The 24887-nt window shown below is 41.0% G+C and carries 27 protein-coding genes; all 27 read right to left on the bottom strand.

What is annotated here, in order from left to right; translation table 11 throughout:
- Positions 1–7 precede the first annotated feature (7 nt).
- Positions 8–1324, bottom strand: a complete 1317-nt coding sequence (fliI, locus tag LCD32_RS07565) for a flagellar protein export ATPase FliI (RefSeq protein WP_008344803.1) — start codon at positions 1322–1324, stop codon at positions 8–10.
- Positions 1321–2085, bottom strand: coding sequence for a flagellar assembly protein FliH (gene fliH, locus LCD32_RS07560; RefSeq protein ID WP_017367245.1), 765 nt, complete (start codon positions 2083–2085; stop codon positions 1321–1323). Before fliH ends, fliI begins: the two co-directional genes overlap by 4 nt.
- A complete protein-coding gene (gene fliG, locus LCD32_RS07555) occupies positions 2078–3094 on the bottom strand; it encodes a flagellar motor switch protein FliG (RefSeq protein ID WP_008344808.1) in 1017 nt (338 codons plus the stop codon). Before fliG ends, fliH begins: the two co-directional genes overlap by 8 nt.
- A gap of 11 nt (positions 3095–3105) precedes the next feature.
- Entirely contained in the window at positions 3106–4698 is a 1593-nt protein-coding gene (fliF, locus tag LCD32_RS07550) for a flagellar basal-body MS-ring/collar protein FliF (protein WP_024720350.1), read from the bottom strand.
- A gap of 50 nt (positions 4699–4748) precedes the next feature.
- Positions 4749–5066 (bottom strand): flagellar hook-basal body complex protein FliE, encoded by a 318-nt coding sequence (gene fliE / locus LCD32_RS07545; protein WP_007499609.1) that lies wholly within the window; start codon positions 5064–5066, stop codon positions 4749–4751.
- An 11-nt stretch (positions 5067–5077) separates the two neighbouring features.
- Positions 5078–5530, bottom strand: a complete 453-nt coding sequence (flgC, locus tag LCD32_RS07540) for a flagellar basal body rod protein FlgC (protein ID WP_007499610.1) — start codon at positions 5528–5530, stop codon at positions 5078–5080.
- Entirely contained in the window at positions 5530–5919 is a 390-nt protein-coding gene (gene flgB, locus LCD32_RS07535; protein WP_017359092.1) for a flagellar basal body rod protein FlgB, read from the bottom strand. Before flgB ends, flgC begins: the two co-directional genes overlap by 1 nt.
- Before the next feature lie 290 nt (positions 5920–6209).
- The gene (gene codY, locus LCD32_RS07530) at positions 6210–6989 is read right to left on the bottom strand and encodes a GTP-sensing pleiotropic transcriptional regulator CodY (RefSeq protein WP_007499612.1); all 780 of its coding nucleotides are present in this window, start codon (positions 6987–6989) and stop codon (positions 6210–6212) included.
- A 34-nt stretch (positions 6990–7023) separates the two neighbouring features.
- Positions 7024–8424 carry an HslU--HslV peptidase ATPase subunit gene (gene hslU, locus LCD32_RS07525; protein WP_008344818.1) on the bottom strand — a complete coding sequence of 467 codons (1401 nt, stop codon included), beginning with the start codon at positions 8422–8424 and terminating at the stop codon, positions 7024–7026.
- Between the two features lie 16 nt (positions 8425–8440).
- Positions 8441–8986 carry an ATP-dependent protease subunit HslV gene (hslV, locus tag LCD32_RS07520; protein ID WP_007499614.1) on the bottom strand — a complete coding sequence of 182 codons (546 nt, stop codon included), beginning with the start codon at positions 8984–8986 and terminating at the stop codon, positions 8441–8443.
- A 14-nt stretch (positions 8987–9000) separates the two neighbouring features.
- Positions 9001–9918: a tyrosine recombinase XerC gene (xerC, locus tag LCD32_RS07515; RefSeq protein WP_007499616.1), complete on the bottom strand. Its 918-nt coding sequence runs from the start codon at positions 9916–9918 to the stop codon at positions 9001–9003.
- 62 nt (positions 9919–9980) lie between these two features.
- Complete coding sequence (trmFO, locus tag LCD32_RS07510) at positions 9981–11285, bottom strand: FADH(2)-oxidizing methylenetetrahydrofolate--tRNA-(uracil(54)-C(5))-methyltransferase TrmFO (RefSeq protein WP_007499618.1); 1305 nt, start codon at positions 11283–11285, stop codon at positions 9981–9983.
- A 70-nt stretch (positions 11286–11355) separates the two neighbouring features.
- Positions 11356–13431: a type I DNA topoisomerase gene (gene topA / locus LCD32_RS07505; RefSeq protein WP_046526653.1), complete on the bottom strand. Its 2076-nt coding sequence runs from the start codon at positions 13429–13431 to the stop codon at positions 11356–11358.
- 194 nt (positions 13432–13625) lie between these two features.
- On the bottom strand, positions 13626–14528 hold the full coding sequence (dprA, locus tag LCD32_RS07500; protein WP_035700738.1) for a DNA-processing protein DprA: 903 nt from the start codon (positions 14526–14528) through the stop codon (positions 13626–13628).
- Positions 14529–14591: 63 nt separating this feature from the next.
- A complete protein-coding gene (gene sucD / locus LCD32_RS07495; RefSeq protein WP_007499624.1) occupies positions 14592–15494 on the bottom strand; it encodes a succinate--CoA ligase subunit alpha in 903 nt (300 codons plus the stop codon).
- A gap of 22 nt (positions 15495–15516) precedes the next feature.
- Complete coding sequence (gene sucC / locus LCD32_RS07490) at positions 15517–16677, bottom strand: ADP-forming succinate--CoA ligase subunit beta (protein WP_008344824.1); 1161 nt, start codon at positions 16675–16677, stop codon at positions 15517–15519.
- Between the two features lie 176 nt (positions 16678–16853).
- On the bottom strand, positions 16854–17129 hold the full coding sequence (locus LCD32_RS07485; RefSeq protein ID WP_008344827.1) for a FlhB-like flagellar biosynthesis protein: 276 nt from the start codon (positions 17127–17129) through the stop codon (positions 16854–16856).
- Entirely contained in the window at positions 17126–18862 is a 1737-nt protein-coding gene (locus LCD32_RS07480) for a glycosyltransferase (RefSeq protein WP_138825735.1), read from the bottom strand. The genes LCD32_RS07485 and LCD32_RS07480 overlap by 4 nt, the downstream gene beginning before the upstream one ends.
- A 28-nt stretch (positions 18863–18890) precedes the next feature.
- The gene (locus tag LCD32_RS07475) at positions 18891–19655 is read right to left on the bottom strand and encodes a ribonuclease HII (protein ID WP_046526651.1); all 765 of its coding nucleotides are present in this window, start codon (positions 19653–19655) and stop codon (positions 18891–18893) included.
- A gap of 76 nt (positions 19656–19731) precedes the next feature.
- Positions 19732–20580, bottom strand: a complete 849-nt coding sequence (gene ylqF, locus LCD32_RS07470) for a ribosome biogenesis GTPase YlqF (RefSeq protein WP_007499632.1) — start codon at positions 20578–20580, stop codon at positions 19732–19734.
- Positions 20581–20672: 92 nt separating this feature from the next.
- Entirely contained in the window at positions 20673–21020 is a 348-nt protein-coding gene (gene rplS, locus LCD32_RS07465; RefSeq protein WP_008344834.1) for a 50S ribosomal protein L19, read from the bottom strand.
- Positions 21021–21157: 137 nt separating this feature from the next.
- Complete coding sequence (gene trmD / locus LCD32_RS07460; RefSeq protein WP_007499635.1) at positions 21158–21892, bottom strand: tRNA (guanosine(37)-N1)-methyltransferase TrmD; 735 nt, start codon at positions 21890–21892, stop codon at positions 21158–21160.
- Positions 21889–22413 carry a ribosome maturation factor RimM gene (gene rimM, locus LCD32_RS07455; RefSeq protein WP_017367236.1) on the bottom strand — a complete coding sequence of 175 codons (525 nt, stop codon included), beginning with the start codon at positions 22411–22413 and terminating at the stop codon, positions 21889–21891. The genes trmD and rimM overlap by 4 nt, the downstream gene beginning before the upstream one ends.
- A gap of 8 nt (positions 22414–22421) precedes the next feature.
- Positions 22422–22808 carry a YlqD family protein gene (locus tag LCD32_RS07450; protein WP_008344839.1) on the bottom strand — a complete coding sequence of 129 codons (387 nt, stop codon included), beginning with the start codon at positions 22806–22808 and terminating at the stop codon, positions 22422–22424.
- A 103-nt stretch (positions 22809–22911) separates the two neighbouring features.
- Complete coding sequence (locus LCD32_RS07445) at positions 22912–23157, bottom strand: KH domain-containing protein (protein ID WP_024424192.1); 246 nt, start codon at positions 23155–23157, stop codon at positions 22912–22914.
- Complete coding sequence (gene rpsP / locus LCD32_RS07440; RefSeq protein ID WP_008344841.1) at positions 23157–23429, bottom strand: 30S ribosomal protein S16; 273 nt, start codon at positions 23427–23429, stop codon at positions 23157–23159. Before rpsP ends, LCD32_RS07445 begins: the two co-directional genes overlap by 1 nt.
- A 105-nt stretch (positions 23430–23534) precedes the next feature.
- Complete coding sequence (ffh, locus tag LCD32_RS07435) at positions 23535–24878, bottom strand: signal recognition particle protein (protein WP_008344842.1); 1344 nt, start codon at positions 24876–24878, stop codon at positions 23535–23537.
- Between the last annotated feature and the right edge of the window lie 9 nt (positions 24879–24887).

The following is a 24887-nucleotide window of genomic DNA, read 5'->3' as shown; positions in this document are numbered from 1 at the left end:
GTTTTTGTCAATCCTCTCTATTCATCAAACTGAGCAATATCCTCACGCTGTCTTCAATCGATACAGCCTCTTCAACGTCCTGCTTCAAAAATGAAATCAGTTGTGGGTAAGCTTGCATGGCCTCATCAATATCTTTAGAGGAGCCTTTTTTATATGCTCCAATGTTAATGAGGTCTTCAGCGTTTTGATATGTGGATAAAAGCTGGCGGAACCGGTTAGCCGCTTCCTTGTGATCATGACTTGCGATATTACTCATAACACGACTGATACTTTTCAGAATATTGACAGCTGGAAACTGTCCTTTGTTGGCCAGTGCACGATCAAGTACTATGTGGCCATCTAAAATCCCCCGCACTGTATCAGCGATCGGCTCATTCATATCGTCACCATCAACAAGCACTGTGTAAAACGCTGTGATGGAACCAAGTTGATTTGTACCAGTTCGTTCTAGCAATTTTGGCAGTATAGCGAACACTGAAGGCGTATATCCTTTTGTTGTTGGCGGTTCACCGGTTGCAAGTCCTATTTCCCGCTGTGCCATGGCGACCCTTGTGACAGAATCCATCATAAACATGACATTTTTGCCTCTGTCTCTGAAATATTCGGCAATAGCTGTTGCAGTATAGGCTGCTTTTAATCTTGTCAGTGCGGGCTGATCTGAAGTTGCGACAACAACAATCGAACGCTTCAGTCCTTCAGCTCCTAAATCTTTTTCGATAAACTCGCGAACTTCACGTCCACGCTCTCCAACAAGTGCAATGACATTGAGATCCGCTTCTGTCTGCTTGGCAATCATCCCCATCAAGGTACTTTTTCCAACACCGCTTCCCGCGAATATGCCAATTCTTTGACCAGTGCCGACTGTGAGCAAGCTGTCGATCACTCTGACACCAACGCCCATTTTTTCACGAATAGGCGGTCTGTCCATCGGGTTTGGAGGAGATTGTTCTGTTGAGACAGGTGCAAGTCCTTTAGGAAGCATGCTGCCGTCCAGTGGATCACCGAAGGCATCAACAACCTGACCGATTAAACCAGTTCCTACTTTGACCTTTAACGACTCACCTGTTGCTTCAACAAGACTGCCTGGTGAGATGTTAGAGGCTTCTACGTAGGGCATGAGCAAAATGTTTTCATCTTTAAAGCCAACGACTTCTGCTTTGATCGGATGATTCTTACTCCCTTTTTTGTGAATAAGACATACATCACCGATTGAGCTTTCTGGCCCCTTGGACTCGATCATCAGTCCAACAACTCGATTGACTTTACCAAAACGTTTATAAGGATCGGCGGTTTCAATCGTTTCTTTTAGCACATCTATGTTCATTTGTGATCACCTGAATCAATGACTTCTAATAACTTTTCTTTTAACTGATTCATTTGGGTATCAACGCTCGCTTCCACTTTTCCAAAGCTTGTTTCGACGTAACAAGTACCTTTTGGTGCTTTTTCATCCGAGTAAATGGCAAGATGTGTATTCTTTTGAAGGATTCTATTTAATTCATCTTTATATTCCATCACATGTTCGTAATGTGCAGGGTCGACATAGATGGAAATATCGTCATATTCCTTCACTTCTGAAATGACCTGCTTCACTAGCGTTAAAAATTGTTCTTTTGTGTCCTCAGCTGCATTCCATACTCGTTTAGCGAGCTCAAAGGCAAGTTCGACAATTTCTTCAGCAGAGCTTTCGATTTTCGCTTCATAGTCCTGCTTTGCAAGGCTGACAATGTCATTCGCTTGATCAAGAATCGATTGATACTGTAAATTCGCATCTGCTTCGCCCTTTTGAAAACCATCTTGATATCCTGTTTGTTTCGCTTCTTCAATGAGCTGTACTCTTTCTGCTTCAAAATCAGCTCGCCGCTGATTGATTTCAGCCATTGTTTGTTCCAGCTCACGATTTGCTTGTTCTAAAATACGGCTTGCTTCATCTTGCGCATCACTTAATACAAGTTGAGATGCTTCTGTCTCGTTGACAAGCTCTTCTTCGTGATGTTCTCTTTTGAATTCCACTTGCTGCAAGGGAATGGTTTGACGGCCTTGTTCAGGAATAACAGATGTTTCATGTTTGATAATCCTAGACAATGATATCGTCTCCTCCACCTCGAGCTATGACGATTTCTCCAGCCTCTTCAAGTCGTCTTACGATGCTGACAATACGAGTCTGTGCTTCCTCGACATCTCTAAGCCGGACAGGTCCCATAAACTCCATTTCTTCTTTGAACGTTTCGACCATACGTTGCGACATGTTGCGGAAGACAATTTCTTTGACTTCTTCGCTTGCCACTTTGAGTGCAAGTAGTAAATCGTCATTCTCAACATCTCGAATCACGCGCTGAATGGCTCTGCTATCAAGAGTGACAATGTCTTCAAAGACAAACATACGTTTCTTAATTTCATCAGCAAGCTCAGGATCTTGAATTTCCAGTGTATCTAAAATGGTTTTCTCCGTTGCACGGTCTACACCATTCAGGACTTCGACTACCGCTTCGACTCCGCCCGTTTGGGTATAATCTTGCGTAAAGGTTGAAGAGAGCTTTTGTTCAAGAATACGTTCCACCTCATTGATGATCTCTGGAGATGTGCGGTCCATTAAAGCAATTCTTCTTGCAACCTCGGTTTGTACTTCCTCGCCTAACTCAGATAAAATCTGTCCAGCCTGTACTGGATCTAGGTAGGAAAGAATGAGCGCAATGGTTTGTGGATGCTCATGCTGAATAAAGTTTAAAATTTGCTCTGGGTCAGCCTTTCTAGCAAAATCAAATGGTTTCACTTGAAGTGAGGATGTTAAGCGATTTAAGATGCTGTCCGCTTTGTCCTCACCAAGCGCTTTTTCAAGCACTTGTCTTGCGTACATAAGGCCACCTTGTGATATGTAGTCCTGCGCGATGGCAATGCTGTGAAATTCTTCGATGATCTCATCTTTTTTAGCAGTATCTACACTTCTTACATTTGAAATTTCTAATGTTAATTTTTCTATTTCGTCTTCAGACAGATGTTTGTATACAGATGCTGACACGTCTAGCCCTAAGGAAATCATTAGGATTGCTGCTTTTTGTCTGCCTGTTAGTCGATTTGGATCTTTTCTCGACATGTGTATTCCTCCTAATCCTCGGACAGCCAGCTGCGTAGCAATTTAGCAAAGTCTTCTGGTTTATCTTTTGCCATTTTTTCAAGCTGATTTTTTCTCACCATTTCTTCTGTTTCTGGCTCAGTATCGATATCAGGAACATGAATTGGTGTACGTTCATCAAACTCAAACTCTTCTTCCTCATCTTTTCTTCTCTTACGTACGAGAAGGATAATGAGAGCGATAATGGCAAGTAGTAGCACACCGCCAACAATATAAACCCAAATTGGAATATTGTTTGAAGGGTTTTCTGCTGCCGTTTGCTGTTTACCGTCTAATTTTGATACAGATAAAACGATTTTGTTATCTAAGTCAGCTTGAGTGAGCGCTTGACCGTTTGTGTATTCTTTATCAATCGATGTACTGATGATGGTTGAAAGAATTTTTTTGATATCATCCTGCCTTTCAGCAGTTAATGAGTTAGGATCGTTTGCAGTAGGTGGTTCAACCAGTGCCTGAATGCCAACGTCTCTGATTTTATAAGGACTTTCTTTGATATCTTTATGAATGCGGTTGACTTCATAATTGATACGATCTTCGCTCTTTTCGTAATCTCCGCTTCCATTCGTTCCATCGGCACCTTGATAATTTGTGACATCATCGTCACCTGTTCCAGCGGTGCCTCCAGCTGCTGCGCCATTGCCTGAATAAGTTTCAGCAATCTTTTCAGCGCTGACAGCAATTCCTTGCATGTTTTCTTGATCAACTGGTTCGACAAGATCTTCTTTTCTTTTTTCTTCAGTAAAATCAATGTCTGTAGTGACCGATACGGCAACTTTCTCTTGACCCATCATCGTTCCAAGCAGCTGTTGAATTTTTCGTTGAAGATTCTTTTCAATCTCCTCTTTTTTCTGCTGCTGTGCATCCATTCCACTTGCATAGGAATCTGAGCTGCTGTTTAAGTCATAGTAGTTGGAATCTTGGTCCATAATGACAATGTTTTCTGTTTTTAAATTCGGCACACTTTTTGAAATAAGATGATAAAGGCCTTTTACTTGTTGCTGAGTAAGCGTGTAGCCTGGTTGAACTTGCAGCACAATTGATGCTGATGCATTACTTTGCTCTTCTCCAACAAAAACGGAATCTTTTGGCAGGTTAATCATAACCTTTGAATCTTTAATCCCATCAATCGTGTTGATCAGATTGGATAGTTCTGTCTGAGTTGCGTCTACTTTCAGAACATCAAATTCATTATCTGTTAAACCGAAGCCGGAATTGTTCGCAAAGAAGGAGTAATCAATATTCCCCGTTTTAGGAAGTCCTTCTGATGCAAGTGTTACTTTTAAAGTGTCTGCTTGCTTTTCTGGAACTAAAATCGTCGTTCCGTTATTTGCAAGTTCCGATTTAACGTTTTTGCCATCCAGTTCCTGTTTGATTTGTCCTGCTTCTGCCTCAGACAAATCTCTAAACAACGGAACCATTTTTTCAGAAGAAGCAAAGATGCTAACAACCGTAATAATGATTGCTAGGGCAGCTACGCCGCCAATCATGAGTATTTTTTGTAATTTTGATCGATTTCGCCAAAACTCAACTGTTTTTGTTCTTAATTGCATTAAAGTACGATTCATCTTAACCCCCGGTCATTCCATTCAGTCTATTTTTTGTCCACCAGCACCTCCTACATCTGCATTCTCATAATCTCTTGGTACGCTTCGACTGCTTTATTCCGAAACTCGGTTGCAGCTGTGAGTGTCACACTCGCTTTTTGTGAAGCAATCATGACTTCATCGAGATTGACATCTTTCCCTTGTGCGAGAGCATTCGTATACTGGTCTGATTTCAGCTGTGATTGATTTAATGCCTCAATGGAATTCTTCAGCACATCAGAGAAATTCGTTTGACTTTTAGGTGCAGCCGCCTGCACAGACGATGCATTCGTCAATTCACTTGCTTGCTGAGCGGTTTGAAGCTGGAAAGGAGATATTGCGTTAACCAATTCTTTTCACCTTACTTTCCTATTTCTAAAGCTTTCATCAGCATGCTTTTATTCGCATTCAGCGCAGTCACGTTTGCTTCATATGACCTTGAGCTGCTGATGAGATCAACCATTTCCTTTAATGGATCAACGTTTGGTGTTTGAACATATCCATTTTCATTGGCATCGGGATTTGTAGGATCATATTGAAGGTTGAATGGAGTTTCGTCTTCAGTAATTTTTGTTACTTTGACGCCGTTTCCTAATTTGCCGCTCGAATTCATGCTTGAGTTCAATATAGATGAAAATGATTCACCTGACGGCTGTAATGTGACGAGCTTGCGTCTATAAGGCTCCCACTTGCCATCAACCTGTTTAGCTCTTGTTGTATCCATATTCGCAAGGTTAGAGGATACAACGTCCATTCTGAGCCTCTGTGCTGTTAATGCTGAGGCCGAAGCGTTCACGCCTGAAAAAATCGACATCACTTACCTCCTGTCAAAACTGTTTTAAGAGAATTGAACTTTCCGCTCATTCTTTCAACCAACGCATTATACTGAATTTGGTTTTTAGCGAGTTCACTCATCTCTTGATCAATATCGACATTATTTCCGTTTTCTTGATAAGAAGTACGGTTACTCGAAACAACTGAATAATTAGACCCTGTTTTAGAGAAATCAATGTGACCTTGGTATGTTTTTTTAGCATCTAATTTGATTGACGCATCATTTAGCATGTCGTGGAATGCAACTTTTTTAGACTTGTAGTTCGGTGTGTCTATATTCGCGATATTATTGCTTATGACTTTTTGCTTAACGTTCGCTCTGCCCAAGGCATTCTCAAGGTTACTTATCGTTCCAGAAAATATATCCAAAACCATATACCTCCAATCATATGTATTTCATTCCATTTAATCATGTCGAGATTTGTAAAACCATATGTTCATTGTAAGAAATAATAGGATTAAAGTCTATGATGTAATTGTAAAAAAAACTCGTAATATATATCTATTTTACGAATAGGTATAAAGACCTAGATTCAAAGCACTACAGAATTGTAAGGGGTTTCTTGGAAAAAAGAGTGTCATTTTTCGGACAAATACTCATTTTTTATACAAAAAAACCCTTTTCAGCGTTTATTTCGGCCGAAAAGGGTTTTTTTTGATTAGTGAGATTTTAAATTTTCAAGTTCAATTAAAAATTTGTTGTTTAACACTTTGATGTATGTTCCCTTCATTCCAAGAGAACGAGATTCAATAACGCCTGCACTTTCTAATTTACGAAGTGCGTTTACGATCACTGAACGAGTGATTCCTACACGGTCAGCAATCTTACTTGCCACAAGCAGCCCTTCGTTTCCATCAAGTTCTTCAAAGATATGCTCAATCGCTTCAAGCTCACTATATGAAAGAGAGCTGATTGCCATTTGAACAACCGCTTTACTTCTTGCTTCTTCTTCAATTTCTTCCGCTTTCTCGCGAAGAATCTCCATTCCAACAACTGTTGCGCCGTATTCAGCAAGAATTAAATCATCATCTGTGAATGTATCTTGCAAACGAGAAAGGATTAACGTCCCTAAGCGGTCTCCGCCTCCGATGATTGGCACAATCGTTGTCAAACCTGATTGGAATAAATCACGGTTCTCAATCGGGAAAGCTGTGTACTCACTGTTGATGTCAAGGTTTGAAGATGTTTCAGGGACATTGAATAAGCTTTTTGTATATTCTTCAGGGAACTGACGATCTTCCAGCATTTTTTTCATACGTGCATTTTCAATCTGCTGGTTAATGGAGTAGCCAAGAAGCTTCCCTCTTCTGCTTAATACGAAAATGTTTGAATCAATGACATCTCTCAGTGTTTCTGCCATTTCTTTAAAATTAACCGGTTTCCCCGCTGCATCTTGCAGCATCGAGTTAATAATCCTTGTTTTTTGTAGTAACGCCATAATAATGATCCTCCTAGATTACTTTATTCATTTGTTAAAGTATAAATTGACTTAAGTCTTTGTTATTTGCAATCTTTCCTAGCTTCTCTTCTACATACTGAGGGGTAATAGTCACTGTTTCCATTGTAATATCAGGCGCCTCAAATGAGAGCTCTTCTAGCAGCTTCTCAAGTATGGTGTGAAGCCTTCTTGCACCGATGTTATCCGTCTCCTGATTGACGTGATAAGCCACTTCGGCAATCTTATGAATAGCATCGTCAGAAAATTCAAGAGATATACCTTCTGTTTCAAGTAAAGCCTTATATTGCTTTAATAACGCGTTATCTGGTTCCGTTAAGATTTTCACAAAGTCTTCTATACTTAATTTATCTAATTCTACACGGATTGGGAAGCGCCCTTGAAGCTCTGGAATCAAATCCGAGGGTTTCGCCATATGAAAAGCGCCTGCTGCTACAAATAGAACATGATCTGTTTTCACAGCCCCATACTTCGTCATCACAGTGGAACCTTCTACAATCGGTAAAATATCACGTTGAACCCCTTCACGAGAAACATCTGCAGACGATGCACCACCGCTTTTGGCAATTTTATCGATTTCATCGATAAAGATGATTCCTTGCTGCTCTGCTTTTTGCACGGCTTCCTGACCGACTTCATCCATATCAATCAGTTTTGAAGCTTCCTCAGCAGTTAACGCTTTTCTCGCTTCTCTGACGGTCAGCTTTCTGCGTTTTTTCTTTTTAGGCATGAGATTGCTAAGCGCATCCTGCATGTTCATACCCATTTGCTCCATACCCGAGCCTTGAAGCATATCAAACATGGAAGGCTGCTGCTCTTCAACTTCAATCGTGACGTAATGGTCTTCAAGTTCACCCATCGCCAGCTGGTGCGCAATGCGTTTTCTCGTCGACTCAAGCTCTACTTCTTCACTTGAGTGATCTCGATCACTTTCATCAGCATCAGAACCACCAAACAGCATCTCAAAAGGATTTTTCACAGACTGACTTTTTTTCTTTCCAGGAACAAGTAGATGAACAAGCCGTTTGTTTGCTTGTTTTTCCGCTTCTTCTTGAACATCCTTCATTTTTTCTTCTTTGACTAGTCTGATTGCTGTTTCCACTAAATCTCTGACCATTGATTCTACGTCACGTCCGACATATCCAACTTCAGTAAACTTCGTCGCTTCCACTTTAATGAAAGGTGCACCAGAAATCCTTGCAATTCTGCGGGCAATTTCTGTTTTCCCCACACCTGTCGGACCAATCATTAAGATGTTTTTAGGAACGACTTCATCCTTTAGCTTATCATGTAAAAGACTTCTTCTGTAACGGTTTCTTAAAGCCACCGCCACTGCTTTTTTCGCATCAAGCTGACCAATAATGTACTGATCGAGCTTTTCAACTATCTCTCTTGGGGTGAACGGCTTTTTCTCCATACGTCTCATGTCCTTTCTATTCAAGCTCTTCTAAAGTGATTTGATCGTTCGTGTAGACACAGATTTCTCCGGCCGTTTCAAGAGCCGCCTTTGCAATCTCTCGAGCTGAGAGATGGTCACCTGCATGTTTTTTGAGTGCTCTCCCGGCGCTAAGCGCGTAGTTACCGCCTGACCCGATAGCCAAAATGCCATCGTCTGGCTCGATGACCTCTCCTGTTCCAGATACGAGCAGGATGCTTTCTTTATTCATGACGATCAGCATGGCCTCAAGCTGTCTGAGCATCTTGTCACTTCGCCATTCTTTCGCCAGTTCTACAGCTGCTCGTTTTAGGTTACCACCGTATTCTTCAAGCTTCGTTTCAAACTTCTCAAAGAGTGTAAATGCATCTGCAACTGAACCAGCAAAACCTGCGAGTACTTTGCCTCCGAAAAGACGGCGCACTTTTTTTGCTGTGTGTTTCATGACGACAGCCTGCCCAAAAGTGACTTGACCGTCCCCAGCCATCGCACTTTTCCCTTTATGTTGAACGGCAAAGATTGTGGTTGCATGAAATGATGACATGAAAAAACCTCCTTTTAGGATCGTTTAAAAGCCCTTGGGTGATGAGACATGTACGTTTTTCTTAAAGAATCTTTTGATACATGCGTGTACACCTGTGTTGATGATAAATTTGAGTGACCGAGAAGTTCTTGAACACTTCTTAAATCCGCTCCCTCGTTTAAAAGATGCGTAGCAAAGGTGTGCCTTAACATGTGTGGATGGATATGTAATGTGCCAGACGCCTTTTTCATTAATTCAGTTAGAATGAATCGAACGCCTCTATCTGTAAGAGGAGCTCCGCGCTGATTCAAAAACACATGTGAATCAGCACGATCCTTTCCCTTCACTTTCAGCTTCTGCCTTCCATCCTCTAAATATGTGGAGAGCGCTTCATGTGCATAAGATCCGAAAGGTACATACCGCTGTTTGCTGCCTTTCCCATGTACAAGCACTGTATCCATCGATAAATCAAGATCAGATTCTTTTAATGAACATAACTCACTGACCCTCATACCTGTTGCATAAAGTAGTTCTAAAATGGCTTGATTTCTTTGACCAAGCGGTGTATTTACATCAGAAACTGTAAATAGCTCTTTTAGTTCCTCTTCATACAAAAATGAAGGAATTCGCTTATCCTGCTTTGGTAAGCTAACGAGTAAAAAAGGATTTTCTTTCACAAGCTGTTCTCTTAATAAAAATTTATAAAAGCTGCGAAGTGCAGAGACTTTCTTACTAATCGTTCTTCTTGTAAGGCCTTTTTCATAAGCTTCTGTTAAATAAATTCTCGTATCTTGATAGGATACCTCTTCAAAACCGTCTATTCCTTGAATGTTCATAAATCTGACAAACTCTTCAATCGCCTCAGTATAACCTGAGATCGTTAAAGCTGAATAGTTCTTTTCAATCTGCAAATATTCAATGAATAAGTGGACAAGACGCTGTTTATCTGTCATTTTTACACCTCTTTAAGGCTTTTAAATGGTATCACATATCTTGCTTTCCGTGCAATGTTTTACTACAGAGATTTCGAAATAGTTTGAATAGTTTCGATTGCGCGTTTAGCGTACTCTGCATAGCGCTCTTGTTTGTTTTTAATTCGAACGCCAAGATCTTTCAGCAATCCAAAGTTTGCATTCATCGGCTGGAAGCTTTTCTTGTTTGTTGATGTGATGTAGTAAGCCATACTGCCAATCGCTGTTTCTTCTGGAAGTGTCACAAGCTCTTCTCCTTTAACAAAACGAGCTGCATTGATTCCAGCCACTAGTCCTGAAGCCGCGGACTCAACATATCCTTCAACACCAGTCATTTGTCCGGCAAAGAATAAGTCATCTCTATTTTTAAATTGATACGTCGGTTTTAGAAGGCTTGGCGAGTTAATAAATGTATTACGGTGCATCACACCATAGCGAACAATCTCTGCCTCTTCAAGACCTGGAATCAAACGAAATACTTCCTTTTGATCGCCCCACTTCAGATGTGTTTGGAAACCAACAATATTATATAAAGTACCTGCTGCATCATCCTGTCTTAATTGAACAACAGCGTAAGGTCTTTTTCCTGTTTTTGGATCTTCAAGTCCAACTGGTTTCATCGGGCCAAAGAGCATGGTTTTTTTTCCTCTTTTGGCCATGACTTCAATGGGCATACAGCCTTCGAAGAAGATTTCTTTTTCGAACTCTTTTAACGGCACAGTTTCAGCAGAAATGAGCGCCTCATAAAAACGATCGAATTCTTCTTCTGTCATCGGACAGTTTAAATAAGCCGCTTCCCCTTTATCATAACGTGATTTCAAGTACACTTTATCCATATCGATGCTGTCTTTCTCGAGGATAGGCGCTGCTGCATCGTAGAAATATAAATACTCTTCACCTGTTAAAGATTTTAATTCTTTTGAAAGTGCTTCTGATGTAAGAGGACCCGTTGCGATAATCGTCGGACCTTCTGGAATGCTTTGCACTTCTTCTTGAAAGACCGTCACATTCGGGTGATTTTTCACGCGGTCTGTGACGTTCGCTGCAAATTCATGACGATCTACTGCAAGCGCTCCACCAGCAGGAACCGAGCTTTCATCTGCTGCTGCGATGATTGCTGAATCTAAATGACGCATTTCTTCCTTTAAAACACCGACTGCGTTCGTTAAAGCATTCGCACGCAATGAGTTACTGCATACGAGCTCCGCAAATTTATCTGTGTGGTGAGCTGGTGTTTGTTTGACAGGTCTCATTTCATACAGATGGACTTTAATTCCGCGCTTGGCAATTTGCCATGCCGCTTCACTTCCTGCTAAACCTGCTCCGATCACATTTACAAATTGACTCATTGTACAACTCTCCTATTTCGTAAGTTCTATTTGATGACATAAAAAAGCAGGTGAACAAGGCTGCTCACCGCTATTTTTGTTGTTCCTCTTTATAATCACAGTTCACACATTGAACTTGAATGCCTTTTTTCAGCTTTTTCTCTACAAGCATATTTTCGCATTTTGGACACTTTCTTTCAATTGGTTTGTCCCAAGAAACGAATTCACACTCTGGAAAACGATCGCAACCGTAAAAAATGCGGCGCTTCTTAGATTTCCGTTCAACGATATTTCCTTCGTGACAAGTCGGGCATTTGACACCAATATCTTTGACAATTGGTTTTGTGTTACGGCAGTCAGGGAAATTAGAGCATGCCATGAACTTACCGTATCTCCCCATTTTGTACACCATTGGATGACCACACTCTTCGCAATCAACTCCGGCGTATTCAGGCTCAATCTCAACTTCCTGCATCTCTGCTTCTGCTTTTTCTACCCGTTTTGCAAAATCTTGATAGAAACTGTCGATAATGCGTACCCATTCAATCGTACCTTCTTCAACGCTATCAAGTTCTTTTTCCATTTTCGCAGTAAATTCTACGTTAATGATTTCAGGGAAGAATTCAATAATTAAGTTGAGCACAATCTCTCCAAGCTCTGTTGGAATAAACCGTTTGTTATCAAGTGCCACGTAGCCGCGCTTTTGAATGGTATCTAATGTTGGTGCATACGTCGATGGGCGGCCGATACCTAGCTCTTCAAGGGTTTTGACAAGTCTTGCCTCAGTGTAACGTGGAGGCGGCTGCGTGAAGTGCTGCTCTGGTTCAATATCTTTTGAAAGAACGGTATCCCCCTCTTTCAGATCAGGAAGCATTTTGTCCTTTTCTTCTAACTGGTCGTCCTTCCCTTCAACATATACTTTCATAAATCCAGGGAATTTCACCTTACTTCCATTTGCACGGAAAGTAAGCCCGTTATTTTCAAGATCCACACTCATTGTATCAAGAACAGCTGGTGCCATTTGGCTTGCCACAAAACGTTCCCAAATCAATTTATAAAGACGAAGCTGATCTCTACTTAGCACGTGTTTGACATCTGCTGGTTTTCTTAGCGTAGAAGTCGGACGGATGGCTTCGTGAGCATCCTGTGCATTTTCGTTCTTTTTGGCAGTACGTTTTGTTGTATTCAAGAAATTCTTGCCGTACGTTTGATCAATGAAAGCAGATACTTCTTCAATTGCCGTATTGGAAATACGTGTTGAGTCCGTTCTCATATATGTAATGAGACCTACTGTACCTTCTTTACCAAGATCAATTCCTTCATATAATTGCTGTGCAATCATCATCGTTTTCTTCGCACGGAAGTTTAGTTTTCTCGCTGCCTCTTGTTGTAAGGTAGATGTTGTAAACGGAACAGCTGGGTTGCGTTTACGTTCTTTTTTCGTCACTTTTTCAACAGAAAACTTGCTTCCTTTTAATTTCGCAAGGATTTCTTTTACATCTTCTTTTGTTTTTAGCGGATGTTTTTTGCCATTTACGCCAAAGAAACTCGCTTCAAAACTTTCTTTCCCTTTTAGGAAGGTGCCATCAATTGTCCAGTATTCTTCTGGTTTGAATTCATTAATTTCATTCTCGCGGTCAATAATCAGGCGGAGTGCAACTGATTGAACACGACCGGCGCTTAAACCCTTTTTGACTTTCTTCCATAAAATCGGGCTGATTTTATATCCAACGAGACGATCTAAAATCCGTCTTGCCTGCTGCGCATCAACCAAGTCCATATCGATCATACGTGGATGTTTAAAGGAATCTTTAATTGCATCTTTTGTAATCTCGTTAAAGACAACGCGGCAATCTGAAGAGAGGTCAAGGTCAAGGCTGTGGGCTAAATGCCAAGCAATCGCTTCTCCCTCTCTGTCGGGGTCAGCTGCGAGATATACTTTTTTTGCTTTTTTCGCTGCTGTTTTTAATTCTTTTAAGACTGGACCTTTTCCTCGAATCGTAATATATCTCGGTTCGAAGTCATGCTCAGTGTCAACACCAAGCTGACTTTTCGGTAAATCCCTTACGTGCCCCATTGAAGCCTTTACTTTATACTTTTTTCCTAAATAACGCTCAATCGTTTTCGCCTTTGCTGGCGACTCAACGATGACTAAATAATCAGCCATACTCAAAATCCCCCTTAAGAGGTGTTCTCTCTTTATCCATTTCACAAATTTATATTTATGTTAATTGCACCTATCTAACAGGCAATCGTTAAAAATTCTTTATGATGAACATCATTATAAACACGAAAAACAAAGTGTAAACTTAAATCCTCACTATTATTAAATATTCCGATGTCTTTTGTCAAACGATATTTTTATGGGAGTTCAGTATATTGAACACCACTCAAGGAGAATTCCTCTAAAATATCCTTCGTTGAATGAACAAGCTTGGCACCTTGCTGAATCAGTCTAGCTGGACCTATAGAATTAGAATCAAAGATCGATCCTGCAACAGCAAACACTTCTTTTCCTTGCTCTAATGCCTGGTAGGCTGTAATAAGCGAACCGCTCTTTTCTTTGCACTGGACCACGATGGTTCCTCTTGTCAGGGCACTAATTAATCTGTTTCTCATTGGAAAATGCCATTTTTCTGGTTTGATATAAGGCGGATGCTCTGACAACAGTAAATGATGTTCTCCCATATATTGAGCCATTTGCACATGTTCTTTTGGATATACATGTTGAAAGCCGCCAGCTACAACACCAATCGTTTTTCCTTTTTTTCTTATGCACTCTTTGTGTGCAAGTCCATCAATTCCTTTTGCTAAACCACTCACAATCATCCAATCTTCCTCTACAAGTTCTCCAACAATTTTCTTCACGCACGCTTCTCCATAAGAGGATGGCACTCGTGTACCTACTACACCTAAACTTTTTTCTTCATTTAAATAGGTAACGTTTCCTTTTAGGAATAATACTGGGGGAGGATCATAAATGTGTTTTAGTGAGCTGGGATATAAAGGTGATGTGATGGGAACCATGTGAATATTTTGCTTTAAATAGGCTTGAACGATGTGTTGAAAAATGGGGAATTCATTTTCTTCAGCTTGTTGTAAGCGGGTAAAGTCGATCTTTTGTAATGATCGATCCTGTTTGAAATGATGTGTTTCTTCATTTATATATAGCTCAGGATCGACTTTCCACCATTTTGTTAACAAAGAGGGTGAGATGAGGCCTTTTAAGCGGTGAAAAATCATTCTTTCGGACACGTTGTACATACCATTCCTCCAGTTTAAGATAGAAAGAAGAAGACTTGTCAAAGAACAAGTCTTCTTGTGTCATTAATGCGTTTTACAAGCTTCGAAGAGATTCTTCTCTTTTAACACTTTAATTAAGGTTTCTCCCATGACAGATGGTGTCTCTGCCACTTCAATTCCACATTCACGCATTGTTTTTACTTTTTCATCAGCAGTTCCTTTACCACCAGAAATAATGGCACCAGCATGTCCCATACGTTTTCCTGGAGGCGCTGTTTTACCGCCAATAAAGCCAACAACCGGCTTGGTCATATTTGCTTTTACCCATTCAGCTGCTTCTTCTTCAGCAGTACCACCGATTTCACCAATCATGATCACAGCATGCGTTTCAGGATCTTCATTGAAGGCTTTTAATACATCAATAAAGTTCGTGCCATTGACAGGGTCTCCGCCAATTCCTACAGCTGTTGATTGACCAACACCAGCCTCTGAAAGCTGATGTACCGCTTCATATGTAAGCGTTCCAGAACGAGACACAACACCAACATGACCTTTTTTATGAATGTAGCCAGGCATGATGCCAATTTTACATTCTTCAGGTGTAATCACGCCAGGACAGTTCGGTCCAACAAGTCTTGTCTTCTTACCTTCCATATAGCGTTTCACTTTAACCATATCCAGAACTGGAATGTGTTCTGTGATACAAATCACTAGATCCACTTCTGCATCAACAGCCTCTAAAATGGCGTCTGCTGCAAATGGTGCTGGTACATAGATAACAGAAGCATTTGCTCCAGTTGTCTGTACTGCTTCAGATACAGTATTAAATACAGGAACTCCCTCTACTTCAGTTCCACCTTTTCCAGGTGTGACACCGCCAACGATATTTGTTCCATACTCAATCATTTGTTTTGTATGGAATAATGCGGTTGAACCGGTAATCCCCTGAACAATTACTCTCGTATTTTTATTAATAAATACACTCATTTAGGTTCCCTGCCTTTCTGCTCTACTTGACTAAAGATACAATCTTTTCTGCCCCGTCAGCCATAGACTCAGCAGAAGTGATATTTAAGCCTGAATCACTCAGGATTTTCTTCCCTAATTCAACGTTTGTTCCTTCAAGACGTACAACGAGTGGTAATGTTAAGCCGACTTGTTTCGTCGCTTCAACAACACCTTCTGCGATGACATCACATTTCATGATGCCGCCAAAAATGTTCACGAAAATCCCCTTGACATTTTGATCAGATAAGATGATTTTAAATGCTTCCGTTACTTTTTCAGCAGTTGCACCGCCGCCAACATCAAGGAAGTTTGCAGGGTCCCCGCCGTAATGCTTGATGATATCCATTGTAGACATCGCAAGGCCTGCTCCATTCACCATACAGCCAATATTCCCATCTAGAGAAATGTAGCTTAGGTCATATTTAGATGCTTCAATCTCTTTTGGATCTTCTTCATCAAGGTCACGGTATTCTAATATATCTTTTTGTCTATATAAGGCATTGCTATCAAAGTTTAATTTTGCATCAAGTGCCATGACTTTTCCATCACCTGTTACAACAAGAGGATTTATCTCGGCAATTGAACAATCCTTTTCAATAAACGCATTGTAAAGGCTTGTCATAAACTTAACAGCTTGACCAACTAATTTTGTTGGAATATTAATTTTAAACGCAACTTCTCTCGCCTGATAGGCTTGGAGACCAATCGCTGGGTCGATGACCACTTTCACGATTTTTTCTGGCGTTTTTTCTGCTACTTCTTCAATTTCAGTACCGCCTTCTTCAGAAGCCATCAAAACAATTCTTGATGTTGCTCTATCCAAAACGAGTCCTACATAGTATTCTTTTTGAATATCGCAGCCCTCTTCAATAAGTAAGCGTTTTATTTCGCGCCCTTCAGGCCCTGTTTGATGTGTGACAAGTGTCTTGCCGAGCAATTCCTCTGCAAACCCTTTCACTTCATCTTTTGTTTTTGCAATTTTTACCCCACCAGCTTTACCACGGCCGCCTGCATGAATCTGTGCTTTTACGACATATACAGAGCTTCCTAGCTCTTCTGATGCTTTCACTGCTTCATCAGGTGTAAATGCTACTTTACCATTTGGAACTGAAACCCCATATTTTCTTAGGATTTCTTTTCCTTGGTACTCATGGATATTCATTTCCCATCCTCCCAACATATGTAGAAACAAAAATTATAAAATAGACTGCGCTTTCATTTTAAAGAATAAAAAAGAGAATGTCTAGGGTTCTATGTAAAATCGTAAAATCCTTCTAAACATTCAAACTTTTATTTTATTAAAAATATAAATTTTTCAGTCAAAACACTTATTTTACCTTATTTTTTCATTTTTTGATCCAATCGATAGATAAATGAAAATATTTCTGCTACAGTATCGTATAACGCTTCTGGGATTTCCTCATCGAGCGTTAAGTGGCGCATCAGTTCTACTAAATTACGGTCTTCTTGAATAGGGACTCCAGCTTTTTGAGCTTCTTCAATAATATGATCAGCCACATAGCCACTGCCTGTTGCAACGACTTTTGGCGCTTTTTGTTTTTCTTCATCATAGTGTAGAGCGACCGCTCTTCTAAGCGGTTTTGAATCTTTCATACTCGTAAGTCCAGCCCTTTCTCGCTGATTTTATGAAAGTGTTCATCCAGAAAGTCAGACGGATCAATTGGCTCTTCTCTCTTTTTCGCTGTAATCCCCGTCAAACTATACCCTAGGGCATTTAAATTCTCTCGAACAGCTGGAATCATTGGATTAATGGTCCCTTGCAGTTCGTGAGCCGTCTCGACTGTAATTGACATCACTTTTTGCTGAATCGTACAGTCTATTAACGTTTCTTCTAAGTTTTCCATGTTTAAATAAAACATTAAACGGCACTGAGAAATATCGATAGAGCCATCTTTTTTCTTATGCCCTTTTAGAATAAAGGTTAAATCTTGAACACTATGTTTTGAGAAAAGCGGGTAAGAAACCATCATTTGACTAACTGTTTGGTTTTCCTGATGCACTAGTAACTGCCCATTTAATCTATGGAATAATTGATCCACTTCTTTTTTTACGGGCTCGGGAACATCAGCTTGCCTTGCATCATTTAAAACCATCTTTAATTGGTGAAGCTCTTGGCTTTTGACATCTTGGCTGCCCTTTTCCAGTAATTTCAGCATCCCAATTTCATCTCGTACACCTATCGCTTTTTTCATCGTCATCAGTAAATCGAGTACATCGGTTTTATTGCTTAATGCTGGTTCAGTCTGCTGAATGGCCTTTGCCAATGCGTTCGCCTCTGTTTTTGAAAGAAACGGAAATTCCCTTTGAAGCACGGCTGCCTTTGCGTCAGCCTGTGGCCCTGCCTGCTGGACTGCTTGAACCAGTGATGTGAGTTGTTTTACATCAAGCTGCTGCTGTCCGTCTGTACCTTGCTTTGTGATGCTCGTCAGAATGCGTTCTATTTGCTGAAGCGGGAGCTGTTTTGGACTTAATAATTGCTGCACGCTGTTCTGATTCACTGTATCCGCCTGTCGCCCTTGTTGTATAGCGGTGGGCTGGCTCTGCTTTGTTTGCTGAGCCGGATTGACATGAGGCTGCACTTGCTGCAAGCTTTCTCCTTGCTTCGTTTGACCTTCTTTTGCTCCTAGAAGCACCGATAAGAGCTTTTCTGCATGAACGGTTGTCTCAGCATTTACAACCGTACGAACGGCCTGTGTAAGAGCCTGTGTGGCTTCTGATTGCTTCGGAAGCTGTGTTAATCGATCTAGCAGTGCTGTCACATCCTGATGAAGTGCAGAGGGGGATTTCATCGCTAATATTGATTGGAGCACTCCTTGTTGAATCGGCAAATCTTTCTTTAAAGCAAAAAGAAGTGCTTGCAGACCTTTTTTGATATCCGCACCTTGAAGTTGTTCAATCCATTTTACTGCCGTTTTTAACTCTGCTTCGTTGATGACCGGTTTTTCTTTTAAAAAGGCTGTAGCTGTTAACATTTGTTCAAGTCCATTTTTAAGCGACAGACCTTCTAGTAGTTTAGCTGCGGCATCCTTTAATGTTTTAGGATCTTGGTCAAATTGCTGAACAGGTCTTAATTTACTCAGACTGCCTCCACCTTCTTGTTCTAATTGGAACCAGTAGAAAGAATCGGCTTTGAGCTGAGCCGCTAGCTGCGCTTTGATTTTGGTCGAACCTATTTGAACAAGTGCTGTATCATCCCCGAGCATTTTCAGTACTTTGCCGAGAATGAGCCGGTGAATATTTTCCTTTCCTTCCGTGTTAAGCGGAACAGATTCTGCCGTATTCAGCCGACTATTCAGTGCAGTATGTATATCTTCAACTCTTGTCATCACAGGCAGCCTCCTTGTGTCAAAATATTTATGAAATAACAGATTTCACTGGTGCAAATGATAACCGGTGGATAGGTGTGGCGCCATGTGTTTGAATGGCAGCAAGGTGCTCTTTCGTTCCATACCCTTTATGTTTTTCAAATTGATACTCAGGGTACTGGCGTCCATACTCTTCCATCATTTGGTCCCTTGTCACTTTGGCAATACATGCACCAGCTGCGATGGATGCGCTTTTAGCATCTCCTTTGATGATATTCTCCTGTTGAGTAGGAAGCGGGAGCGTCATCGCATCTATGAGTAGATAATCAGGTGTGTGAGTGAGCTGCTTTACAGCCCTCACCATCGCCAGTCTTGATGCTTCGTATATATTGATTTCGTCAATCGTTGCCGCATCAACAATGCCGATGCCGATGTCGAGCGCTTCCTTTTGAATGAGCTCATAATAGGTCATTCTTTTTTTCTCAGATAGCTGTTTTGAATCATTTAAACCGAGTAGGACGGTATCTTCTTTTAATATCACAGCTGCCGCAACCACTGGGCCAGCGAGTGGTCCTCTTCCTGCTTCATCTATGCCTGCAATATAAGTGTATCCTTGCGCTTTTGCTTTGGTTTCAAATTGCAGCATTTGCTTCCATGCTGCATGTAGTTCTTGCTGCTTTTCTCTCTCTTTGTTCCATTTGTCCATCAGCTTCTGGACACTTTTTCTTGTATCGTCTTTCAATAGTTCACGAATGTATGACTCGTCGTCAGCATGTTGTTCTATTAATGCTTTTATTTGTTTGACCGTGTACATTGGCTTTTCCGCAGCCTCCTTCTTTATATCGGCAGTTTTTCGCAAAAAATAAAGACCCGCATGAGCTGCGTGTCTTTTAGCTTTCAGGCTTCTCAAAAGTGAGGGGACCAAATTTTTCCGTTCGAATATCCCGAATGATGATTTCGGTCGTTTTGTCGTAATTAATGAATCCTCCACTCATCAGACAGCCGCGTTTTGTGCCAATGGCATCAAACAGCTCAACTGTATCTTCAGGTATTTCTGCTAGATCATAGCGTTTTTTTAATCGCTCTGGATAGTGCTCTTCTAAAAAGCGCAGCGCATACACTGCGACATCCTGCAAGTTGATGATTGAGTCTTTAATCGCTCCGGTGACGGCCAGCCTAAGACCTACTTGTTCATCTTCAAATTTCGGCCAGAGAATTCCGGGGGTATCGAGCAGTTCAAGTTCTTTTCCTACCTTCACCCATTGCTGTGACGTCGTAATACCAGGTCGATCTCCTGTTTTCGCAATATTTTTCTTTGCCAACCGATTGATCAGCGTTGATTTGCCGACATTGGGAATTCCGATAATCAAAGCTCGAATGGCACGCGGCTTAACACCTTTTGCTTTCATTCGATCGAACTTTTCTTTTAAGATTTCTTTTGATGTCGTAATGATTTGATTTAACCCTTGTCCATCGACAGAATTAATGGCAAGCGACCGTACACCTTGCGCTTCAAAGTGTGCCTGCCACTCTTTTGTCATACGAGGATCTGCTTTATCTGCTTTGTTCAAAAGCATAATTTTCGGTTTGTTTTGGAGGATTTCTTCAATCATTGGGTTTCTAGAGGACATCGGAATTCTTGCATCGGTTAATTCAAATACGATGTCGATGAGCTTTAATTTTTCTGTGACTTCCCGTCTTGCTTTTGCCATATGGCCTGGAAACCATTGAATTGTCATATGTGCACCTTCTCTCTTCTAACGGTTGTCTCTCTATACATTGTACAAAAAAAGAGCCTGTTACAGGTAACAAGCTCTTTCCTTTGATATCATTATCGTCTGATTTCTTTGATACGAGCCGCTTTACCGCGAAGTTCACGTAGGTAGTAAAGTTTCGCACGACGTACCTTACCGTGACGTACAACTTCGATCTTAGCGATTTTTGGTGTGTGTACAGGGAATGTACGCTCAACGCCTACACCGTAAGAGATCTTACGAACTGTGAAAGTTTCGCTGATTCCACCACCACGACGCTTAATTACAACACCTTCAAAGATCTGGATACGCTCACGAGTACCCTCGACAACTTTCACGTGTACACGTAAAGTGTCACCAGGACGGAACGCAGGAAGATCAGTGCGTAATTGTTCTTTTGTGATTTCTTCAATCAATTGTTGCATCGTTTTCAACTCCTTCCAACAGATGCTCATGTCCTCTTTCTTCATTGCAGCGGAACATCGTTTTCAAACTTGAATCGGCAAGCCGTCCAAGTCACAAGTAGTATCATACCACACCTGTATACCTTGTGCAATACAATCTAGTCATTATGAAGCTGCCAAAGCCATCTTTTTTCTTCATCCGTTAATGTTTTGCAAGAATCGATCAAATCTGGCCGTCTTGTATAGGTTCGTTTCAACGATTCTTTACGCCGCCACTCTTCAATTTTGGCATGATTTCCAGAGAGAAGCACATCTGGTACTTTCAATCCTTTATAATCAGCTGGTCTTGTATAGTGTGGATGCTCAAGCAGACCTGTACTAAATGAATCTTCGATATGAGACGCTTCTTTTCCAAGCACATGAGGCAAAAGCCTGACCACACTGTCTGCAATCATCATCGCCGGCAGCTCTCCGCCTGTGAGAACGAAATCTCCGATTGAAATTTCATCTGTGACAAGATGCTCCCTGATGCGCTCATCGTAGCCTTCATAGTGGCCGCAAATGAACATAAGATGCTCTTCTTTTGCAAGCTCTTCTGCTTTCTTTTGTGTATATCTTTCTCCTTGAGGACAGACAAGAATAATGCGGGGCTTCTTGTTTGCTTTTTTCGTTAAATCTTCTACCGCATCAAATACAGGCTGTGCTTTCAGAACCATGCCAGCACCGCCGCCATACGGATAGTCATCCACTGTTTTATGTTTATGATCGGAATACTCCCTAAAATTCACGACATCAAATGAGACCGCATCTTTTTCCTGAGCTTTTTTTAAGATCGATGAGTGAAGCACCCCTTCAAACATTTCAGGAAATAGTGTTAAAAAGTCAATTTTCATTCGTCAATGAGTCCTTCCATCACTTCAATGTGTACTTTCTTGGATGAAATATCAACTGTTTTGACGACAGATGGAATATAAGGGATGAGGGCATCTTTTTTGCCTTTTCTTCCAACCACCCATACATCATTTGCCCCTGGCGTTAAAACTTCTTTGATTTGACCAATCAGTTTGTCCTCTTCATCATATACTTCACAGCCGATGATTTCGTGGAAATAGAATTCCCCTTCATCTAATGAACCAAGATGTTCTTTTTCTACTTTTAAAATCGACTCTTTTAATTGCTCAGCTTCATTTAACGAGCCAACTTCTTCAAATGTCAGTAAATCAAATTGTTTGTGCTGTCTATGTGATGCGACAGTCACTTTTATTGGTTCTTTTTGATTTTGTTTGAAAATATAAAGGACGCTGCCTTTTTTGTAGCGTTCTTCTGGGAAATCAGTCTTTGACACAACACGTACTTCTCCGCGCACTCCATGTGTATTGACGATCTTTCCGACATTCAACCATTCTAGCTCCATGTTCTCAATCACCCCTGACGTATTTCCACAATGGTGCCGTCTTTCACGACGATGACATTGTCTTGCATTTTGTCATCCCATTTATCACCTATTTTTACTTCAATCAGCGCATCCACTTCTGTTTCTTTCATTTCACTGCCAAGAGGCAAGATATGCAGCTGCTCGACTTGAAAATCAATTTGCCTCATTTTCTCTTGTCTTTTTTCAATGGCTTTTTGAAATTGAGGGATGGCTTCTTGCTGATGTGGTTCTTTTTCATGCTTTTTTAGTTGAAAATATAGTTGATTGCACTCACGTTCTAGTCTTTCTTTTTTCTCCAAAAAAGTCGTTAACAGTTTGTCCTTACTGCTTTCAGTTAATACTTGCATAACGGTGACATGTTGAATGATCTGCATCTTCCTTTTTGTCCCCCTATCCGAAGGCATTTGTCCTCTACAGTATAACGAAAAATAGATTTAAACGTGTAAAAAAAGGGGAGGTCCTAAGCCCTCTCCCTTTTTAGTCAGCAATCTCAAGTTGAACTTTCTTAGAAGACTCTGCACTTGCTGCAAATATGACTGTTCGTATCGCTTTAGCTGTACGTCCCTGCTTTCCGATCACTTTTCCGGTATCTTCAGCATTGACAGACAGTGTGTAAATGACCTGCTCATCTTTTTCTAATGAAGATACGTGAATATCTTCAGGGAAATCAACAAGTGGCTCGACGATGGACACAATCAATTCTTCCAAGGACAGCTCATTCATTATTTGCTGTTTTTCGCATTATGAAATTTTTCAAGAATTCCTTGGCTTGAGAAAAGGTTACGAACTGTATCAGATGGTTTCGCACCATTTTGAAGCCATTTAAGCGCTAATTCTTCGTTGATTTTCACCTCAGCTGGTGATACCACTGGGTTGTAAGTTCCAACTGTTTCGATGAAACGACCGTCACGCGGTGAACGAGAATCTGCTACAACAATACGATAGAAAGGAGATTTTTTTGCTCCCATACGTTTTAAACGAATTTTTACTGCCATTTTACTAGCACCTCCGAAAATATTTCAACAAGATAGTATATTAACAATGATAAAAGGGTTTGTAAAGTGTTTTTTCTTAACAACGGTTTTATCATGTATAACCAATTACATAAATGGTAATTTAAAGCCGCCTTTTTTCTTTCCTTTGGACATGTTGGTCATTTGCTTCATCATCTTTTTCATTTCGTCAAATTGTTTTAAAAGGCGATTGACTTCCTGTACAGATGTTCCGCTTCCTTTTGCAATCCGTTTTCTGCGGCTTGCATTGATGACCTCTGGCTGTTCTTTTTCTTCGGTCGTCATTGATTTAATGATCGCTTCGATGTGATTGAGCTGCTTTTCGTCTACTTGGACGTTTTTGAGCCCTTTCATTTTACCGGCTCCCGGCATCATTTGAATCAGTTCATCAAGTGGACCCATGTTGCGAACCTGCCCAAGCTGCTCGAGGAAATCATCGAGCGTGAAGCTCATTGTCCGCATTTTTTGTTCAAGCTCTTTCGCTTTATCTTGGTCAACGTTTGCTTGTGCTTTTTCAATAAGCGTGAGCACATCTCCCATGCCAAGAATTCTCGATGCCATCCGCTCTGGATGGAATGGTTCAATTGCATCAAGCTTTTCACCTAGTGCGGCGAATTTAATCGGCGTATTTGTGACTGCACGAATTGAAAGTGCTGCCCCGCCTCGCGTATCACCGTCTAGTTTTGTCAGAACGACACCTGTTAAACCAAGCTGTTCATTAAAGCTTTTTGCGACATTGACAGCATCTTGACCAGTCATCGAGTCAACAACGAGGAAAATCTCTTCTGGATTTGCGACTTCTTTTACTTTCTGAAGTTCATCCATTAAGTCTTCATCAATATGAAGACGTCCTGCTGTATCTAAAATGACATAATCATGATGTTCTTCTTTCGCTTTTTCAATTGCCTGTTTGGCAATTTCGACAGGACTAACTTGATCACCTAATGAGAATACGGGCATATCAAGCTGTTTCCCAAGCGTTTGAAGCTGCTGGATCGCTGCTGGTCTGTAAATATCAGCCGCCACCATCATCGGCTTGCGATTATGTTTTTTGCGAAGTAAGTTGGCAAGCTTTCCAGTTGTGGTCGTTTTACCTGCCCCTTGAAGACCAACCATCATAATGACAGTTGGAGATTTTTTCGCTACAGCGATTTTACTCTCTTCCCCGCCCATTAATTCAGTGAGTTCTTCTTTTACAACTTTAATGACCTGTTGTCCTGGGGTAAGACTTTGCATGACCTCTTGTCCAACTGCCCGCTCGCTTACTTTTTTCACAAAGTCTTTGACTACTTTAAAATTGACGTCAGCTTCAAGAAGGGCAAGGCGTACCTCGCGCATCATTTCTTTTACATCTTGCTCTGACACTTTTCCTTTGCCGCGGATTTTTGAAATCGTCTGCTGCAGTCGGTCGGCTAATCCTTCAAATGCCATACTGTGCCG

It is taken from the genome of Bacillus sp. RSS_NA_20, from assembly GCF_020165915.1.
GTDB classification, from domain to species: Bacteria; Bacillota; Bacilli; order Bacillales; family Bacillaceae; genus Bacillus; species Bacillus altitudinis.
Note: the sequence above shows the minus strand (reverse complement) of the source record. Positions and strands in the feature narration are given on the sequence as shown.

Bases quoted from the DNA above. Each gene is read 5' to 3' on its own strand.
- fliI (WP_008344803.1), bottom strand. From the start codon at position 1,324: ATGAACATAGATGTGCTAAAAGAAACGATTGAAACCGCCGATCCTTAT.
- fliG (WP_008344808.1), bottom strand. From the start codon at position 3,094: ATGTCGAGAAAAGATCCAAATCGACTAACAGGCAGACAAAAAGCAGCA.
- fliF (WP_024720350.1), bottom strand. From the start codon at position 4,698: ATGAATCGTACTTTAATGCAATTAAGAACAAAAACAGTTGAGTTTTGG.
- flgC (WP_007499610.1), bottom strand. From the start codon at position 5,530: ATGTCGATTTTTTCAGGCGTGAACGCTTCGGCCTCAGCATTAACAGCA.
- codY (WP_007499612.1), bottom strand. From the start codon at position 6,989: ATGGCGTTACTACAAAAAACAAGGATTATTAACTCGATGCTGCAAGAT.
- hslU (WP_008344818.1), bottom strand. From the start codon at position 8,424: ATGGAGAAAAAGCCGTTCACCCCAAGAGAGATAGTTGAAAAGCTCGAT.
- hslV (WP_007499614.1), bottom strand. From the start codon at position 8,986: ATGTCATCATTTCATGCAACCACAATCTTTGCCGTTCAACATAAAGGG.
- xerC (WP_007499616.1), bottom strand. From the start codon at position 9,918: ATGACAGATAAACAGCGTCTTGTCCACTTATTCATTGAATATTTGCAG.
- trmFO (WP_007499618.1), bottom strand. From the start codon at position 11,285: ATGAGTCAATTTGTAAATGTGATCGGAGCAGGTTTAGCAGGAAGTGAA.
- topA (WP_046526653.1), bottom strand. From the start codon at position 13,431: ATGGCTGATTATTTAGTCATCGTTGAGTCGCCAGCAAAGGCGAAAACG.
- dprA (WP_035700738.1), bottom strand. From the start codon at position 14,528: ATGTACAACGTGTCCGAAAGAATGATTTTTCACCGCTTAAAAGGCCTC.
- sucD (WP_007499624.1), bottom strand. From the start codon at position 15,494: ATGAGTGTATTTATTAATAAAAATACGAGAGTAATTGTTCAGGGGATT.
- sucC (WP_008344824.1), bottom strand. From the start codon at position 16,677: ATGAATATCCATGAGTACCAAGGAAAAGAAATCCTAAGAAAATATGGG.
- LCD32_RS07485 (WP_008344827.1), bottom strand. From the start codon at position 17,129: ATGAAAGATTCAAAACCGCTTAGAAGAGCGGTCGCTCTACACTATGAT.
- LCD32_RS07480 (WP_138825735.1), bottom strand. From the start codon at position 18,862: ATGACAAGAGTTGAAGATATACATACTGCACTGAATAGTCGGCTGAAT.
- LCD32_RS07475 (WP_046526651.1), bottom strand. From the start codon at position 19,655: ATGTACACGGTCAAACAAATAAAAGCATTAATAGAACAACATGCTGAC.
- ylqF (WP_007499632.1), bottom strand. From the start codon at position 20,580: ATGACAATTCAATGGTTTCCAGGCCATATGGCAAAAGCAAGACGGGAA.
- rplS (WP_008344834.1), bottom strand. From the start codon at position 21,020: ATGCAACAATTGATTGAAGAAATCACAAAAGAACAATTACGCACTGAT.
- trmD (WP_007499635.1), bottom strand. From the start codon at position 21,892: ATGAAAATTGACTTTTTAACACTATTTCCTGAAATGTTTGAAGGGGTG.
- rimM (WP_017367236.1), bottom strand. From the start codon at position 22,413: ATGGAGCTAGAATGGTTGAATGTCGGAAAGATCGTCAATACACATGGA.
- LCD32_RS07450 (WP_008344839.1), bottom strand. From the start codon at position 22,808: ATGCAGATCATTCAACATGTCACCGTTATGCAAGTATTAACTGAAAGC.
- LCD32_RS07445 (WP_024424192.1), bottom strand. From the start codon at position 23,157: ATGAATGAGCTGTCCTTGGAAGAATTGATTGTGTCCATCGTCGAGCCA.
- rpsP (WP_008344841.1), bottom strand. From the start codon at position 23,429: ATGGCAGTAAAAATTCGTTTAAAACGTATGGGAGCAAAAAAATCTCCT.
- ffh (WP_008344842.1), bottom strand. From the start codon at position 24,878: ATGGCATTTGAAGGATTAGCCGACCGACTGCAGCAGACGATTTCAAAA.